General features: G+C 43.0%; 15 protein-coding genes. 11 read left to right on the top strand and 4 right to left on the bottom strand.

Going from position 1 to position 18,129, the window contains the following annotated elements; translation table 11 throughout:
- The first annotated feature begins 54 nt into the window (after window positions 1-54).
- Window positions 55-816: a segregation and condensation protein A gene (locus DUL71_RS30355; protein ID WP_114941574.1), complete on the top strand. Its 762-nt coding sequence runs from the start codon at window positions 55-57 to the stop codon at window positions 814-816.
- 203 nt (window positions 817-1,019) lie between these two features.
- On the opposite strand, the gene DUL71_RS30350 is transcribed toward DUL71_RS30355, so the two are convergent.
- On the bottom strand, window positions 1,020-1,916 hold the full coding sequence (locus DUL71_RS30350) for a helix-turn-helix domain-containing protein (RefSeq protein ID WP_114941573.1): 897 nt from the start codon (window positions 1,914-1,916) through the stop codon (window positions 1,020-1,022).
- A gap of 151 nt (window positions 1,917-2,067) precedes the next feature.
- Between DUL71_RS30350 and DUL71_RS30345 the strand changes: the two genes are divergently transcribed.
- The 6 genes from DUL71_RS30345 to DUL71_RS30320 all read left to right on the top strand — a co-directional run bounded on the left by DUL71_RS30345 (window position 2,068) and on the right by DUL71_RS30320 (window position 11,653).
- Window positions 2,068-2,919 carry an aldo/keto reductase gene (locus DUL71_RS30345; RefSeq protein WP_114941572.1) on the top strand — a complete coding sequence of 284 codons (852 nt, stop codon included), beginning with the start codon at window positions 2,068-2,070 and terminating at the stop codon, window positions 2,917-2,919.
- A gap of 14 nt (window positions 2,920-2,933) precedes the next feature.
- A complete protein-coding gene (locus tag DUL71_RS30340) occupies window positions 2,934-3,392 on the top strand; it encodes a cupin domain-containing protein (protein ID WP_114941571.1) in 459 nt (152 codons plus the stop codon).
- Between the two features lie 28 nt (window positions 3,393-3,420).
- Window positions 3,421-3,906, top strand: a complete 486-nt coding sequence (locus DUL71_RS30335; protein WP_114941570.1) for a nuclear transport factor 2 family protein — start codon at window positions 3,421-3,423, stop codon at window positions 3,904-3,906.
- Window positions 3,907-4,322: 416 nt separating this feature from the next.
- On the top strand, window positions 4,323-6,920 hold the full coding sequence (locus DUL71_RS30330) for an MBG domain-containing protein (protein ID WP_161964549.1): 2,598 nt from the start codon (window positions 4,323-4,325) through the stop codon (window positions 6,918-6,920).
- A 314-nt stretch (window positions 6,921-7,234) separates the two neighbouring features.
- On the top strand, window positions 7,235-8,521 hold the full coding sequence (locus tag DUL71_RS30325) for a serine hydroxymethyltransferase (RefSeq protein WP_112575641.1): 1,287 nt from the start codon (window positions 7,235-7,237) through the stop codon (window positions 8,519-8,521).
- A gap of 3 nt (window positions 8,522-8,524) precedes the next feature.
- A complete protein-coding gene (locus tag DUL71_RS30320) occupies window positions 8,525-11,653 on the top strand; it encodes a PAS domain S-box protein (protein ID WP_114941568.1) in 3,129 nt (1,042 codons plus the stop codon).
- A 126-nt stretch (window positions 11,654-11,779) separates the two neighbouring features.
- Here the strand turns inward: DUL71_RS30320 and DUL71_RS30315 are convergent, their stop codons facing one another.
- Together DUL71_RS30315 and rlmN are read right to left on the bottom strand one after the other, a co-directional pair.
- Window positions 11,780-12,478 carry a ComF family protein gene (locus DUL71_RS30315; RefSeq protein ID WP_114941567.1) on the bottom strand — a complete coding sequence of 233 codons (699 nt, stop codon included), beginning with the start codon at window positions 12,476-12,478 and terminating at the stop codon, window positions 11,780-11,782.
- A 23-nt stretch (window positions 12,479-12,501) separates the two neighbouring features.
- Window positions 12,502-13,569, bottom strand: coding sequence for a dual-specificity RNA methyltransferase RlmN (gene rlmN, locus DUL71_RS30310; protein WP_114941566.1), 1,068 nt, complete (start codon window positions 13,567-13,569; stop codon window positions 12,502-12,504).
- A gap of 157 nt (window positions 13,570-13,726) precedes the next feature.
- Between rlmN and DUL71_RS30305 the strand changes: the two genes are divergently transcribed.
- Window positions 13,727-14,896, top strand: coding sequence for an amidohydrolase family protein (locus DUL71_RS30305; RefSeq protein ID WP_114941565.1), 1,170 nt, complete (start codon window positions 13,727-13,729; stop codon window positions 14,894-14,896).
- Between the two features lie 175 nt (window positions 14,897-15,071).
- On the opposite strand, the gene DUL71_RS30300 is transcribed toward DUL71_RS30305, so the two are convergent.
- Complete coding sequence (locus DUL71_RS30300; protein ID WP_112575636.1) at window positions 15,072-15,593, bottom strand: YceI family protein; 522 nt, start codon at window positions 15,591-15,593, stop codon at window positions 15,072-15,074.
- 227 nt (window positions 15,594-15,820) lie between these two features.
- Between DUL71_RS30300 and DUL71_RS30295 the strand changes: the two genes are divergently transcribed.
- From DUL71_RS30295 to dut, 3 genes are read left to right on the top strand one after another with little or no spacing between them, the layout of a single operon-like run.
- The gene (locus DUL71_RS30295; protein ID WP_341867758.1) at window positions 15,821-16,102 is read left to right on the top strand and encodes an acylphosphatase; all 282 of its coding nucleotides are present in this window, start codon (window positions 15,821-15,823) and stop codon (window positions 16,100-16,102) included.
- 13 nt (window positions 16,103-16,115) lie between these two features.
- Window positions 16,116-17,636, top strand: a complete 1,521-nt coding sequence (locus DUL71_RS30290) for an oligosaccharide flippase family protein (RefSeq protein ID WP_114941564.1) — start codon at window positions 16,116-16,118, stop codon at window positions 17,634-17,636.
- Window positions 17,633-18,067 (top strand): dUTP diphosphatase, encoded by a 435-nt coding sequence (dut, locus tag DUL71_RS30285; protein ID WP_114941563.1) that lies wholly within the window; start codon window positions 17,633-17,635, stop codon window positions 18,065-18,067. The genes DUL71_RS30290 and dut overlap by 4 nt, the downstream gene beginning before the upstream one ends.
- Window positions 18,068-18,129: the final 62 nt, after the last annotated feature.

Here is an 18,129-nt window from a genome sequence, read left to right as displayed (position 1 = left end):
AGGCGGCTGATTTGTAATTATTTGATGTTGTAAAATGTTTATTTTTGACCCTTTATGACCGACGATAGTTTTGCCATTAGGTTACCCCAGTTTGAAGGCCCGTTTGACCTGCTGCTGTTTTTCATTGAGCGCGATGAACTGGATATCCACGATATCCCTATCGCAAAAATTGCCGATGATTTTCTGAACTACCTGCACCAGATGTCGAGTCTCAATATGGAAATTGCCAGCGAGTTTATTTTCGTTGCGGCAACGCTTATGCGTATCAAGGCCAAAATGTTATTGCCGCGTTACGGTACCGAAGAAGCCGCCGATGATCCGGATACCAAAGAAAACCTGATCAGGAAACTCATCGAATACAAAAAGTTCAAGGAGGTTTGCGAAGAGATAAGGCCCATGGAAGATGAGCGCTTTAAACAGGAAAGGCGCGGCAATATCAAGCATGACCTTGAGCAGGTTGAAAAAGTGGCCGTTCCAGGCGAAGAACTGTCCGAACTAACCCTTTACCGCCTGATGGTGGTTTATGAGCGGATGCTCCGCAATTTTACGCGCCGCAGCGAGGAAGTAAAACACACGGTTGTCCAGTATCCCTATACTATCGAAAAGCAAAAAAAGGCGGTTGCCGATCTGCTCCGGATCAATAAAATGCTCGACTTTAAGGCTATCGCCAAAGAGTCTGAAAACAAGGTGCATTTTGTATACAACTTTTTAGCAGTGCTTGAAATGCTGCAGCAGGATTTGATAGACATTCAGATAGGACTAGGGTATAATAATTTCTGGATTTCGCCTAAAGGCGAGCTGGAAGTAGAAGGCTAAAAGCCTAAAATTCGGCGCTTTTTTGGAACTGATGCAAAAGCTTTATGCTTTCAATTTTTTAAACATATAAATTAAAAATGTTCCGGATCTCACCCCGGAACACCGTTACCATTCGGTAATCAACTAAATCACCAATCTCACGCTGGTGATACCTTGATACTTATCACAGACAAAACTCATTTATCTGGGTAAGCATTTGTTTCTTAATTTAATGACCGGTACTCCTGGGGGGTATGACCAACTCTTTTTTTAAACAGGCGGGCAAAGTGTTGTGGATATTTAAATCCTAATTCGTAAGCCACCTGGTTGATAGTTTTATTTCCATCAAAGATTTTTTCCTTGGCCATATCAATCAGTTTGGCCTGGATATATTCCTGGGCAGTTTTCCCTGTTTCTTTTTTAACCAGATCGCCAAAGTAGTTTGCCGAAAGGTTCATTTGCTCTGCACACCAGGCAACGGCAGGCAAACCAATAGTTTGCGGCTTGTCTGATCCGAAATAATCGTTCAACAGGTTTTCGAACTTTGCTAAAATGCCTTGATGCACATGATCGCGAGTGATGAACTGGCGGTCGTAAAAACGGGTGCTGTAATCCAAAAACAATTCAATATTGGCAATAATCAAGTGTTTGCTATGCTTATCTACACCCCGCTCCAGTTCATAATCAATTTTAGAGAAACAATCTAAAACGATGTTCCTTTCACGTTCGGACAGGTGTAGTGCCTCGTTCGACTGGTAGCCGAAAAAGCTGTATCCGTGGATTCGCTTGCCGAGCGAAGTGCCGTGTATGAGATCGGGGTGGAAGGCCAGCGCGTTACCTTTCGGCTGATAGGTTTCGCCGTTGCTATTTATGCCGGCTACCTGCCCGGGCGCAAGTAAAACCAATGTCCCTTCCTGGTAATCATAGGTGTTTCTGCCATACACCATATCGCCACATTTAACATCTTTTAAAAACACGATATAAAAGCCGAAATACATTTTAGAGCCCTGCCTTGGATCGGCTTTGGACAGGTCGACAACACTCACTAACGGGTGTTTGGTTTCGTTGTTGTTAAATGCATTGTACTCACTTATTGTATTGAAACGGCGCATGCTATCCATATTCACTCTGTTTTAATTCCCGAATTTACGCTATTAATCAATGGGTTGGCACTGCAAGTGGCCCGACCTGTAATAATGGTATAAACATCCGTAATCTGTATCCTGTTTCGGCGGGCAAAATGCCTCAACTTTGTCTTAGTAAATATCAGCTATGCAAAAAGTTAAATTAAATAATGGTGTCGAAATGCCAATTCTTGGATTTGGTGTATTCCAGGTAACGGATCTGGCGGAGTGTGAAAGAAGTGTAAGCGATGCCATTGAAACAGGCTACCGTTTAATTGATACCGCAGCGTCTTACATGAACGAAGAAGCTGTAGGCAGTGCTATCAAAGCAAGCGGTGTAGCAAGGGAAGAATTATTTATTACTACAAAGCTTTGGATCCAGCGGGACGGTTATGCCGGGGCAAAAAAGGCTTTTGAAAGTTCATTGAAAAAGCTGCAGTTAGATTACCTGGACCTATATCTGATGCATCAGCCATATGGCGATGTGTACGGCGAATGGCGGGCAATGGAAGATTTATATAAAGAATGCAAGGTAAGGGCTGTAGGTGTGAGTAATTTCCACCCCGACAGGTTGATCGACCTCATCGTCCATAACGAGATTATTCCGGCTGTTAACCAGGTTGAAACCCACCCTTTTCATCAGCAGAATGAAGCGCAGCATTTCATGATCGATAACAGGGTGCAGATAGAATCATGGGGGTCATTTGCCGAGGGAAAAAACAATATTTTTCATAACGAACTACTGCAAACCATTGCCGGGAAGTACAATAAATCAATAGCTCAGGTTATCCTTCGCTGGCTTACGCAAAGGGGAGTTGTGGCCATTCCCAAGTCGGTACGCAAAGAGCGAATGGAAGAGAATATCAACATCTTCGATTTTGAACTGAGCTCCGAAGATATGGACGCTGTTAAAACGTTGGATACTAAAACAAGCAGCTTTTTTGACCATCGCGATCCGGCAATGGTAAAATGGCTTGGAGAAAGAAAATTGAATAATTAAACCTGCAAAAAATCATGAAAAAAGTATTGTATGTATTGGTGTTATTAGGAACTGTAGTTTCTACCCGCGCGATGGCCCAAACGGCCGCCATCTTCACAAAAGGCGAATTATCTAAAACCAATAATCATACAGGGGATGTGTGGCTCAGGGAATTAAACAAGGCCGATAGCGTAATTGATTGCAATATAGCTACCGCGACGTTTGCGCCGGGTGCTAAACTCGACTGGCATATCCACCCGGCCGGGCAAATTCTGATGATTACAGAAGGAACCGGCTATTACCAGGAAAAAGGAAAGCCAATTCAGGTGGTTCATAAAGGGGATGTGATTAAATGTGTTCCCGGTGTAGCCCACTGGCACGGCGCATCACCAGAGTCAGCCTTCACGTACGTTGCAGTTAGCACCAATGGGGCAACAAATAAAACCCAATGGCTGCAAAGGGTAACCGACGCGGAATATAACAGTGTGAAATAATTTAGCAACCGATAAATTCTGTAAAATTATGAAGGTATCAATTATCACATTATTCCTGCTAATTGCCGGGGTGCGGTTAGCCGGTGCGCAAACACAAAATACATCACCTGCACCCACAAAAGCAGAGCAGGAGATCATTAATCTGTCTAAAGCCAAATGGGCCTGGATGGCCGACAAAAATGTTGATTCGCTAAATGTGCTGTTTGATGAAAAAGCTGTGTTTGTTCATATGGGCGGAAGCTGGGGGAAACCACAGGAGCTCAACGTAATCAAATCAGGAGGGATCTGGTATAAGAAAGCAGACGTTTACTCCACTTCAGTAAATATTTTGGATAACACAGCCATCCTGTTAAATGATATCGACTTGCTGGCGGTAGTAGGCGGAAACGAAGTTGTACATGCTTTCATGGTGACGGAAGTATACGTTAAAGAAAACGGTAAATGGAAGATGGGATCACTCACTTTTTCACAATTGCTACGGCCGGTTAAGATGGAAGTACCGGGCAAGAAATAAAAATCGGGCGTCTGAAAAAAGTATGTTTTGCAGCGGAAAGCTAAAGGCTGAAAGCGTAATGCTTTTCGGTGATGCATTGAAAGTTTTAAGCCTTTAGCTTTAGGTTTTAGTCAATGAAGATATAGTAAGTTGCAAACTCGGTTTTGCAAAAAAGATTTATCTTTAAGACTTTAAACTATTGCACCTGAACCATGCACTTCAAAATATTTATAATTGGTGTTTTAAGCTTTTTTTTATTACAAATTCAAGTACTGTACGCACAAATAAAGCCCGCTTCTGCCTCAATTCAGATTTTTGGTACCTGTCAGAATTGTACTACCGTTAACCAAATTCAAAAAACTAAAGTTAATGTCAGCAGTATTAAACAGGTTCCGGAGGCACTCTCTGCAATTCGCACAAATGCTGCTGTCCCTCAAATGCAGTTTTCTGGTAGTTTCGTTGCAGTTAGCACATCATATGGCTTTCCAACTACTTCAACAAGCATTACTGTAACCGGTAGTAATTTGCAGGGAGGGATAAGTGTTACTGCGGCTAATGGGTTTGAGGTAAGTGTTGATAATATTAATTTTACAAATAGCGTTACCGTGGGTGCCGCCGGTTCGGTGTCGGCTACGGTATTTATCCGGCTATCGGGAAAAGCTAACGTAGGCCAATACAACGGAAGTTTTACATTGGCTACAGCAGGGGCGCAAGACCAGGTTGTAAATATACCGGCAGGTACGGTTGTGCCAACTCAATTGAATGTATGGGGTAAGGTTGTTAAAGTGTATGGCAATGAACTTCCGGCAACTGTTCTATTCTCGAAGGGGGATCCGGGATTTATTACCGATATGCCCGGTTTACAAAATGGCAACACCGCAAAATCCATCAAATTTACTTTTAGCGGAGGCATGGCCGGTACGGATCCGGTGGGCGATTACTCGGATAAGGTTTCATTGTCCGACTTTCAGGGCGAAAATGGATTTTTAGCCAGCAATTATGATATCCATTATAATGGGACAAATCAAATGAATATCATTCCCGCTCCCCTTACCATTACGGCTACCGAAGCAACTAAAGCTTATGGTACTACGCTTACAGATGGCCCAAAACCGGATGGGTTCAGCTCTGTAGGATTAAAGAATTCTGAAAACATAGGCAACGTAACCATGCATTATGGGGCAGGTGCTGAAGCGTCGGCCGCGGTAGGCACTTATCCGCTTTCTGTTATTCCAATCGCTGCCGGAGGCGGAACGTTTTTGCCCAGCAATTATGATATTACCTATCAGTCTGCCGATTTAAAAGTACTGCCGACAGGCCCAATATTGCATGACCTTGGGCAATTATACACCATGCAAATCGTTTATGGCGATGCTACCGGGTCGTCATCGGCCAAAATACGCGTCTCGGGCGAGTATCTTACAGATAATGTGACTGTAAACGCGCCGGATGGATTTATCATTAGCCTTGACGACAGAAACTTCGGCAATACGGTTCAATTATCACCCAATGCATCCGGAGCTATACCTGGGGCAACCATTTATATCAGGTTGAAGCCTACCGCACAGGTTAAACAAACCTATGATAGTAACGTAATATTCACCACAGTTGGAACAACTTTAAACGTACACGTGGTGGGTACAGTTATTCCGGCCCCGCTTACTATAAACGTTACTAACCTAACCAAGCCGTATGGCTCCACGCTTGCTAATATCCCGTCGACAAATAATTTTACAGTTTTGGGTTTGAAAAATAACGAAACGGTAGGCAGCATTGCTATAAAATATGGCAATGGCGCACAGGCAACAGCAGCGCAGGGCTTTTACTCAGGCTCGGTTATACCGTATAATGCCGGTGGTGGTACGTTCTCGCCGGATAATTATACTATAACATATTTACCCGCCGATTTAACTGTTGGTCCGCCGGCACCGGCTATTTCTTATACGGGGCAGCAGGTAACACTTCAAACAGAATATGGTACAGCTTCGGTGGCACAGACTATCAATATTTCAGGCTCCGATCTTACGGGGGATATTATCATAACAGCGCCGCCGGGTTTCCAGGTAAGCAAGGACAATAATATTTTTGGTAATTCTGTTACGCTGTCGCCGGCAGGAAGTACAGTTTCTTCAGTAGTTTATATCAGGTTAACTTCAGATGCCGCGGCTGGCAATCATACCAGCAATTTGAATGCAAGCTCTGCGGGTGCGCAGGATCTTGTAGTACCGGTTATTGGCAATGTTACGCCCGCTCCGCTCATTGTTAAAGCAATACCGGTTCTTAAAATTTATGGGGAAAAATTGGTTAACGGTAGTTCTACTAATTTTGATGAGATAGGCCTTAAAAACGGAGAAACCATTAGCAGTGTTACGCTTAACTACGGCGAAGGAGGTAATGCCACTGCTCATACTGGCGTTTATGATTTGTCGATAACTCCATCGGGGGCTACCGGAGGCAGTTTTAACCCGGATAATTATACGATACAATATGTTCCTGGTGCAATAGCAATCAATAAAGCACCGCTAACCATTAAGGCTGACGATTTATCAAGGGCGTTCCTCAAAGCTAATCCAACTTTAACAGTAACTTATACAGGTTTTGTTAACAATGACAGCCCTGCACAAATAACACAACAACCTGTAATTAGTACAACCGCAGAAACCAATTCAATCCCTGGTAAATATCCAATAATAGTTAGTGGTGCCCAATCCGATGACTATATTATCAATTATATTCCCGGTGAACTGACAGTATTTTTATCATCGAAAGACATTAAAATATATAACACCTTTACCCCTAACGGCGATGGGATCAACGATCAATGGGTGATTAATGATTTGCAATACTATTCAAATTGTACGGTAGACGTTTATAATCGTTATGGGCTGCAAATATATTTTTCAAGAGGCTACAGCCACCCCTGGGATGGTACCTACAAAGGAAAGCCGGTGCCGACAGGTTGCTATTATTATGTTGTTAACCCTAACGATGGAACAGCAAATAGATTTGCAGGTTATCTGACTGTTATAAGATAATATCGTGAATGGGATGAGATTTAGGGCGGTTCGCCGGTAATGACAAAGGGATATCAATTGATAACTGCGGAGGAATAATATGCTTGTTTAAGCATTAATATTGGCTTAAACCAATTCGTTGTTTATTAATGTTACTTCAAGGCTAAGCTTTGTAATTAATTATTGTTGTTTTATTCGCTGTAAAAGCCTCAACAGCAAATAATATTGTGTTTACTTTTAATTAAGTAAAATCTAACATTGCTTACATCTCAAATCTAATATCTCACATCTCAAATCTATCTTTTTCGCTAACTTAGCGCCGTTAAAAACACACAATGAAAAGAGACAAACTGATATTTAAGCTATTGGATGAAGAGCAACAACGCCAGGAAGAGGGTATTGAGCTTATTGCATCTGAGAATTTTGTAAGCAGGCAGGTTATGGAAGCTGCAGGTTCTGTTGCAACCAACAAATATGCCGAAGGTTTACCGGGCAAGCGCTATTATGGCGGCTGCCAGGTGGTTGACGAAATTGAAACCATAGCTATCGAGCGCGCTAAGCAATTGTTTAACGCCGAGTGGGTTAACGTACAGCCACACTCTGGCGCACAGGCAAACGCGGCAGTTATGCTTGCGGTATTGCAGCCGGGCGATAAAATATTAGGTTTTGACCTTTCTCACGGTGGTCACTTAACGCATGGTTCGCCTGTTAACTTTTCGGGTAAATTGTATGAGCCTCATTTTTATGGGGTTAATAAAGAAACCGGTTTGGTTGACTATGATCAGCTGAAAGAAGTTGCCCTGCGCGAAAAACCAAAACTGATCATCGCCGGTGCTTCTGCATACTCACGCGATTGGGATTATGAGTTTATCCGTAAGGTAGCTGACGAAGTTGGTGCTTTGGTACTGGCCGATATTTCACACCCTGCCGGTTTAATTGCACGTGGTTTGTTAACAGATCCGCTTCCGCATTGCCATATTGTTACTACTACCACCCACAAAACATTACGTGGCCCGCGCGGTGGCCTGATCATGATGGGTAAAGATTTTGAAAACCCATGGGGCCATAAAACTCCAAAAGGCGAAATCAGGATGATGTCGTCATTGTTGGATATGGCTGTATTCCCGGGTACACAAGGTGGTCCGCTTGAGCATATCATAGCTGCTAAAGCTGTTGCTTTTGGCGAAGCTTTGAGTGAAAACTACATGAAATACATTGTACAGGTTAAAAAGAATGCCGATGCTATGGCCGAGGCATTTGTGAAGTTGGGCTACCAGATCATTTCTGGCGGTACCGATAATCACTTAATGCTTATCGACCTGCGCAATAAAAACATCACCGGCAAAGCAGCAGAAAATGCTTTGGTAACTGCCGATATCACCGTGAACAAAAACATGGTGCCTTACGATGATAAATCACCATTTGTAACTTCAGGTATCCGTGTGGGTACTGCCGCTATTACAACCCGTGGCATGAAGGAAAAACACATGGAGCACATTGTTGAATTGATAGATGCTGTAATTTCTGATCCTGAAAATGAACATTCTATCAAAAAAATTCGTAAAAGGGTTCACAAGTTAATGTACGATTTTCCGTTGTACAGAGATAAGGACTCAGAATAAAAAATGACACCAAGGCAGGAAGATCCATCAAACATAGAAGATAAGCGTTTAGCCGCGCTCCAATCATATCATGTTTTGGATACCATGCCCGAAAAGGAATATGACGCCATTACGCGTTTAGCTTCTTATATATGCCAGGCTCCTATAGCGTTAATTACGCTGCTGGATGCCGACAGGCAATGGTTTAAATCAACATACGGCGTCGACGCGGAGGAAACACCCCGCGCCGACGCTTTTTGTAACCGCACTATCCAATCCGACGCCCTTCTTGAAATTCCAGATTCGAATGAAGATGAAGAATTCAGAGATAACCCTATTGCCAACGGAATGGGCATACGCTTTTACGCCGGTGCGCCGCTGATCAATCCCGACGGTCTCCGCTTAGGCTCATTATGCGTAGTAGATACTAAACCCCGCAAGCTTACTGCCGAACAGCGCGATGCCTTACGTGTACTGGCCGATGAGGTAATGTCTCACCTGGAGCTCCGCAAACAAAAGCTTAAACTGGAGCAAAGCCTTGCCGTTCGCGAAGAATTTTATGACCTTTTTGATAGCTCGCCCGATATCCATTGCATTATGGACAGGGATTTTAAAATCGGACATATCAACCGCGCGGTAAAATCTGTTTTGGGTTATTCCGCAGAGGAGGTATGCGGCATGCCTATCTGGAGTTTTTTTCCGGAGGAGGCGCGTGAACAATCATTGGCTGTATTAAAAAAGGGCATCAGTAAACAGCAACGCAAATTTGAAATTGAAACTCCCGTAATTACTGTTGAAGGGGATAATAAGTGGATAAGCTGGTCGGTAACTTTTAAAGACGATAAATGGTTTGCCAGCGGGCGCGATATTACCTATCAGAAACAGGTGGCCCAGGATCTCGAACTGCTTTCGCTGGTGGCCAGTAAGGTGAGCAATGGGGTTGTGATCAGTGATGCCGAGGACCAGATATTATGGACAAACGACGCGTTTGAAAACATAACGGGTTATGCTTATGCAGATGTTAAGCAACTTCGCCTGCGTGACGTTATAAAGGGGAAGCCGTTAAGTCCTGAGGCTATGGAAAAGCTGGAAGAGGCCATCCGCAACAAGGTGTCGTACGAGGTAGAGCTTTCTTTCAACGCAAAGGATGGTTCGCCAAAGTGGATCTCGGTGATGAACTCGCTCATTTATAATACCGATGGAAGTGTTGATAAATCCATCAGGGTAATTATAGATATCACCAAACGTAAACTGGCCGAACAGGAAGTCGAGATCTTATCGTTCGCGGCACGTAAATCACCAAGCGGTATCCTGATCCGCGATGCCGAGGGTAAGGTGATCTGGATGAACGAGGCCCTTGAAAACATAACAGGTTATACATTTACCGAAATGCAGGGCCGGGCCTTTGGCACCATGTTGCTGGGTGAGGATACCGACCTGGAGGTTTTTAAAGATGCTGTTAAAGCAGTTGAAGAAAAGCGTTCATACGAGGTAGAGATCAAGATCTACAAAAAAGATCAAACTCCTATCTGGGCTTTCCTGTCAAATAGCCCTTTGCTTAACGAAACCGGACAGGTTGAACGGCAGATAGGGGTGATGGTTGATATCAGCGAGCGCAAAGCTACCGAAGAGCAGTTGAAGCAACTATCGTTAGTGGCAAGCAATACCACCAGTGGAGTAGTGATTAATAACAGCGATGGTAAGGTAGAATGGGTTAACCGAGCATTTGAAAATATTACAGGTTATACGCTTGCTGATGTAAAAGATGTGCACCTGGGCGATATATTGAAGGGTGAGCTTACCGATGTATCTATCATACAAAAAGCCCGGGAACTATCCCGGCAAAAGCAATCATTTGAGGTGGACCTGCTGGTTTACCGTAAGGACAGGCAGCCTTTGTGGATCTCGGTTATAAACTCGGTTATACTGAACAGTAAAAACGAGGTTGACAAATACATTGAAGTAATTATTGATATCACGGCTAAGAAGAAGGCCGAGATTGAGCTTATTTCGGCAAGGGAAGAGGCAATACAGCTTAACCGGGCCAAAGATATGTTCATATCGGTGATGAGCCACGAAATCCGTACGCCGCTAAATGCCGTAATTGGTATGTCGCACATATTGCTGGATGATGATCCTGCCGAGTCGCAAAAGGAAAATCTTAATATCCTTAAGTTTTCGGCCGAGAACCTCATGACGTTGATTAACGATGTGCTGGATCTGGCTAAAATTGAAACAGGCAACGTTGAGCTTGAAAAGGCCACGGTTAACCTGCGGGAACTGGTTAACAGCATAACAAGTTCGATGCAGTTTAAGGCTGCCGAAAAAAAGATTTATATTAGCAAAAGCGTTGAGGAGGTTGTCCCTGATGAAGTGATTGGCGACCGGACACGCCTTATCCAGATATTGCTTAACTTAGTAGGCAACGCGGTTAAGTTTACACATTACGGCGGTGTTAATATCGATTTAAAAGTTATCCAGGAAACCGAGCGGGATGTACGCATCAGGTTTGCTGTAACAGATACCGGCATTGGTATCCCGGCAGATAAACTGGGTACTATATTTGAGCAGTTTAAACAGGCCGATACAGATACCACACGTAAGTATGGCGGTACCGGTTTAGGTTTGGCTATCAGTAAACGCCTTATTGAATTACATGATTCGCGGATAAACGTGGATAGTGTGCCGGGGAAAGGTTCGACATTTTGGTTTACCATTGGATTTAAAAAAGCTGATATAAAGCAACAGAGAAAAAATAATAACGTGGAAGAAGGACTTAAAATAAACGTTTTAGTAGTAGACGACAACCAGATCAACCGCTTGCTTATTAATAAAATATTAAAGAAGTGGGGGGCTCATGCCGATTTTGCTGAAAACGGCATTGAAGCTATTGAAAAGGTTGAAGCCAACCGCGGCTATAACGTGGTGCTGATGGATATCCACATGCCCGAAATGGGCGGATTGGAGGCCACAGGCATTATCCGTTCTAAAACAGATCCTTATTTTAAACAGTTGCCCATTATAGCACTTACCGCATCCATGCTCAGCAATCAAATGGGCGAGATCAACAACGCAGGCATGAATGACTATATTCTTAAGCCTTTTGATCCAAGGGTGCTTTACGATAAACTAAGCAGGTATCAGCAGCAGTAGGTAAAAAGCTATGTCATTGCCAGCGAAGCGTGGCAACCGCACGGAAGCACGGCCGCTTTGTATAGCATGCGATTGCTTCGTCGTTCCTCCTCGCAATGGTATGAAAAATAAAGCTTTAATGCTTTTCTACACCGCGTAAGCTATCGCGGCAATACTCAACTTTACCCCGGGTACTTTCAATAACTCCGCTCCGCAGGCCTCAAGGGTTGAGCCGGTGGTTACAATGTCATCAACCAGCAAAATATGCTTGCCCTCAAGTGCGGCAGGATCTCTAACAGCGAATACATTCTGCATATTTTCAAACCGGGCAAAGCGCGACCGCTGGGTTTGCGTTTTGGTGGCCACCGTTCGCACAAGGCTATGCTCATCAACAACAGCATTTAGTTTTTCGGCAAGCCCATGAGCAAAACAGGCACTTTGGTTATAACCACGTTCGCGTAGGCGGCGTTTGTGCAAGGGGACAGGGATAATGAGATCTGTCGAGCTGAAAATGTCATTTGAAGCCAGTTGCGCGCCGGCAATAGCGCCAAGGAGGTTGCCTATCTGCTGCATGCCCTTATATTTAAAATGATGCATCAGGTTCTGGATCTTGCCACCTTTATGAAAATAATAAAGCGCGTAGGCAGCCTCAACGTGTATTTTACCCCAAAACTGCTGGGCCACAATGTTGGCAGGCTGCTGATGAAAATTGGTAAAAGGTAAATTAAAACGGCAATCGCTGCAAATAATGTGTTCCCCTGCCACTAAACTTGCCTGGCAAGCCGGGCAAAGCTCCGGAAACAGCAAGGCGGCAAAATCGGCAAGGTAGGCACGCAGTAATTTCATGCCCTCAATTTAAGTCGGATTTTTTAAACTTCGGCCAGTTTATCTTTTTCTTTGATGGCAAGCTGTCCGCAGGCCGCATCAATATCCTTACCGCGGCTTCGGCGCAGGTGCGTGTTGATGCCTTGTTTAGTAAGATAATCGGCAAATGCTTCAACCTTATCTTCGCCGGCGTTAATGTAGCTTGCAAAGGCAATGGGATTATATTCAATGATATTAACCTTGCATGGCAGGTGCTTGCAAAATTTAGCCAGCTCTATAGCATCCTGGATCCCATCGTTTACACCATCAAAAATAATGTACTCGTAGGTTACCGGGTTTTTGGTTTTAGCATAGTAATATTTCAAAGCCTCGGCCAGTGCCTTTAACGAGTTTTGCTCGTTGATAGGCATAATGGTGTTACGCTTTTCGTCGTTTGCGGCATGCAGGGACAGGGCAAGGTTAAACTTCACCTGGTCGTCGCCCAGTTTTTTGATCATTTTGGCAATGCCGGCAGTTGATACAGTGATACGCTTGGCAGCCATATTAAGCCCATCTTCGGAGGTGATGCGCTCAATTGATTTCATCATATTGGCATAGTTGAGCAGCGGCTCGCCCATACCCATGTAAACAATATTTGATAAAGGCTGACCGTAGTTTTCACGGGCCTGCTGATCAATCAAAACTACCTGGTCGTAAATTTCATCCGGGTTAAGGTTCCTTTTGCGCTCCATATATCCGGTAGCGCAAAATTTACAGGTGAGGCTGCAACCTACCTGTGATGATACACAGGCTGTCATACGGCCGGGGGTGGGAATCAAAACACCCTCAATTAAGTGGTTATCGTGTAAAATAAAAGAATTTTTTATAGTTTTATCAGCACTAACCTGTGAGGAATTAATTTTTACATTATTAATTACAAAATTTGCATCCAGTTTAGCACGGAGTTCTTTTGAAATATTGCTCATCTCGTTGAAAGAAAAGCAAGATTTTTTCCAAAGCCATTCATATACCTGTTTTGCCCTGAAGCCTTTTTCATCCATGCGGATGAAATGCTCCTGTAAAGCATTCAGACTCAGGCTGCGGATGTCAATTTTATCTTTTGTATTGTTCACAGTGCAAAAGTACTTAAATTTAAAAAAATCTATCTTTTTTTAAAGTCATTCTTTTTGGCTGAATAAAAAACAATAACTAAAAGTTAATTGTACTTATTTTTGCAGGATAGTTTGTTTTGAAAAACGTTATGTGTTACGATACCAAGTTTAAATTTTAATGAAAAGTTTTAGAGCCGATTACGTTTTTCCTATTTATGCCGATCCGATTAAAAATGGAGTAGTCACTGTTGATGATCATGGTAAGATAATAGCCGTTTCCGATAGTAACAAATCCCCCGGCGGACATGTACAGCAGGTAAGCGGTGTTATTTGCCCCGGATTTGTTAACACTCACTGCCATACCGAACTTTCTCATTTAAAAGATAAAGTAAAACCCAAAGGCGGTCTGGTAAATTTTATAAAAGATATTCAATCTTTACGTAATGCCGATCAGCAGGAGGTACTTGATGCCATAGCTAAAGCCGATCAGGAAATGTATGATAACGGCATAGTGGCCGTTGGTGATATCTCCAACACTAATAACAGTGTTGCGATGAAAAAGCAAAGCAAGTTGTATTATCATACCTTTGTTGAAACTTTTGGCTTTTTACCCGAAAAGGCCAACGAGGTTTTTGAAAAGGCATTGGCCCTGCTTAGCGAATTTAAACCCGGCTCATGCTCGGTAACACCCCACGCTCCTTATTCGGTATCAAAGGAGTTGTTCAAGCTCATCAAAAAACATAGTGATACTGCCGACGATAATCTCATCAGTATTCATAACCAGGAGTGCGAGGACGAGAATAAGTTTTACCGTTATAAACTTGGCGCCTTTTTAGAGTTATACGAGCATTTTGGTATGGATATATCCTACTTTAAGCCTCAGGCCCGTAATTCGGTACAATCCATCATTCCGCTGCTTACCAATAAACAAAAAGTACTGCTGGTACATAATACCTGTACCAACCTGAAGGATATTTATTTCATCAAACGGTTTGACAGGAAGATTAACTGGTGTTTTTGCCCTAATGCCAATCTTTATATTGAAGGGCGTTTACCTAAAATAGATCTTTTTGTTGACCAGGGCTTTAATATCACCCTGGGTACCGATAGCCTTGCATCTAACAATAAATTATGTATCCTGAGCGAGATGCGTGCTATTCAGCAAAAATTCCCGTCTATAAGTTTGCCTCGCCTCGTTGAATGGGGTACCCGCAATGGTGCCGAGTACCTGGGTATCGACGATGAGAAAGGTACACTCGAAGTTGGCAAAACACCCGGCCTTAACCTCGTTAGCGGTTTGGATGGGTTTAAGATCACTCCCGAAACCAAAGTGAAGAAATTGATATAAAACGAGAAAACCGGCGGAAAGCCGGTTTTTTCGTTTTATACTTAACCCGATGTCATTGCGAGCGAAGCGTGGCAATCTCGTAGCCAATGCATCTCCGATTTGTATCGCTACGAGATTGCCACGTCGCCCCGCGCTTTTCCCTTATCGCTCCTCGCAATGACATGAATTTATATACTTACCCCTTACTCACCGGTACCGTCAAATGGATGGTAACTTCGGGAGGGGTACCGCTTCTGTCGATGCCGTATTTTGGAGGCAGCACTTTAAAGTCGCCTTTAAATACGCCTTCGTTGCCTTTATCTTCAAACGTGAAATGGATAGACTCAGGGTTGGTTTTGCCTTTCATGGTTAACTTACCATTGGCCACATAACCATTGCCGCTTTTTGATACCGAGGTCGATTCAAATTTAATGGTCGGGTAATCATCAGCGCCTAAGGCCGATTTTACGTGGCTGGTTTTAATGAAAAAACCAGTTGCCGCTGTGGTTACATCAATGGTAGCCGAAATTTTAGCAGCCTCGGGATGGTCCTTGTCAAAACTGATCTCGGCTTTTAGTCCGCTGAATGAGCCGCTTACCCTATGCCCTTCAAAAGTTACCTGGGCTTCGTCTCCCTTAACCTTCCAGTTGCTAAAAATCGCGAATGCCGAAAAAGCTGTAAAAGCGACGATTAGCGCGGAAAAAATAATTTTTTTCATAAAATAGATTTTTTAATGTTATGTCGATCCCGTTTAAATTGTGATACTTTTACTGTAAGTACGCTTGTTAAGTTAAACGGGTTGCTTAGCAGGAAAAAAGTTAACTTTGCAACAGTTGTACATAATCTGTTAACGTTTTTCAGATAACACAATTGTCAATACCGGTCTGTTAGCTTTAGGCTTTGTGCATTAAGCTTTCAGCTGCTATCTAATATCCAAAAATACTGATGATAAAACATCTTAATATTACAGTTAAAGGCAAAGTGCAGGGCGTTTTCTACCGTAAATCAACCAAAGCGGTTGCCGATCAGCTTGGTGTACGTGGCTTCATATTAAATGAGCCTAACGGCGATGTGTACATGGAGGCCGAGGCTGACAATTCCACACTTGATATGTTTCTGGACTGGTGTAATGAAGGTCCTCAGGATGCCGAAGTGACCTCTGTTGAAAGCCATGAAGGCGAATTAAAAAACTATCGTAATTTTGAGGTTGTTAAAAGACGCTCATAAATAAATATCATCATTGTCTACTATAAAAAAATTTGCCGGGCAAACTGCTATATATGGTTTAAGTACCATTATTTCCCGGATGATCTACTTCGTTCTAACGCCTATTTATACCCGCACTTTACCGGTTAATGCCAACGGTGTTTTTACGTCTGTTTATGGAAGCGCTTCTATCATCAATGCTATTTTGGCCTTTGGGATGGAGACTACCTATTTCAGGTATCTTCAAAAGCGTTCGGATAATAAGCAGCAGGTTTATAATAACGCCTTTGGGGTTGTTATCATGGTGTCAGTGCTATTCTTGATTTTTTGCTTGCTGTTTTTAGATCCCATTGTTAATTACATGCAGGCAGGTGTAGCAAAAGATCATGCCGACTATACTTTTTATGTAAAATGCTTCCTGGTGATCTTAGTACTGGATGCTTTTTGTGTTATTCCGTTCGCGCGCATTCGTGCCGAAGGCCGGCCGGTTAAGTATGCCGTAATTAAATGCTCAAACATAGGTTTGGTAATGGCACTCAATTTGTTTTTTCTTTTTGGAGTTCCGTTTATATTAAGTCATCATTTACCGGGAGCAGCATGGATGGCTGGTTGGTACAGGCCAAACTGGGTCGGGTACGTATTTTTGGCCAACGCTATAGCAAGTGGCCTTACGGTTCTGTTATTGTTACCAGAGGTAATACAACTGAAATTGAAATTTGACGGCACTATGTTAGCAGAAATGTTTTCATACAGCTGGCCCGTATTGATAGCTAATATCTCATTCATCATAAACGAATCCCTGGATAAAGTAATGTTGAAACAAATGCTGCCGCAAAGTATTGCTGATACGCATGTTGGTATTTATGGTACCTGCGCTAAAATAGCATTGTTTCTGAGCCTTTTTGTACAGGCCTTCAGGTTGGGAGCCGAACCGTTTTTCTTCAGCCATTCCAAAAACAAAAACTCTGGCGAAACCTATGCCCGCATCATGACTTACTTTGTAATTATGATAGCGGTTATTTGTGTAGCGCTTACCGCCAATGTTGATATCCTGGCAACTATTATTGTTGGGAAGGAAACACATGTAATAAAACATCACATAGTTCATAATCCGTTTTGGCAGGGTTTGGGCGTTGTGCCGCCGCTATTGTTTGGTTACCTGAGCCTTGGTATTTATATGAATCTTTCGGTGTGGTATAAATTATCTGATCAAACCAGGTATGGCTTATATATATCAGGCATAGGAGCAGTACTTACCATAGCGTTAAACTGGTTGCTGATCCCTAAATACAGCTACATCGCTTCGGCATGGATCTCCTTTGCGGCTTATGCAACTATGATGGTGCTTTCGTATTTATGGGGGCAAAAAAATTATCCAATTCCTTACAACATAAAAAAGAACCTTGCGTATATAATTGTCTCAATAGTGTTTGTTTTTCTGTCGTTTACGGTATTTAAACGTAATATTTTTGTTGGTAACGGGCTTTTATTGTTATTTGCGGCCGGAGCTTATTACTTTGAACGCAAGGAGTTAAAAGCTATATTTAAACGATGAACATCAGGGTAATTAATAAATCAAAAAATAGTTTACCGGCCTATGAAACCGCTCACGCGGCAGGTATGGATTTGCGTGCCGATGTAGAAACTGCAGTAGTGCTTAAACCAATGGAGCGTAAACTCATTCCAACAGGTTTGTATATCGAATTGCCCGAAGGTTTTGAAGCGCAGATTCGCCCGAGAAGTGGTCTGGCATTTAAGCATGGTATCGGCATTGTTAACTCGCCGGGCACTATTGATGCCGACTATCGAGGAGAGATTAAAGTACTGCTGATCAATTTTTCGACCGAGGATTTCGAGATCAATACCGGCGACCGCATAGCCCAGATGGTAGTTGCCAAACACGAGCGTGTTAACTGGGAACAGGTAGAAGTACTGAACGAAACCCAAAGGGGCGAAGGCGGCTACGGACACACAGGGAAAGTTTAGAGCCAAGACTTTAAGAGTCAAGAGACAAGAAAGAAATAGAATCAAGACAGTTAGAATCAAGA

Source organism: Mucilaginibacter endophyticus (assembly GCF_003351025.1).
Lineage (GTDB): Bacteria > Bacteroidota > Bacteroidia > Sphingobacteriales > Sphingobacteriaceae > Mucilaginibacter > Mucilaginibacter endophyticus.
This window is presented reverse-complemented; position numbering and strand designations above follow the sequence as displayed.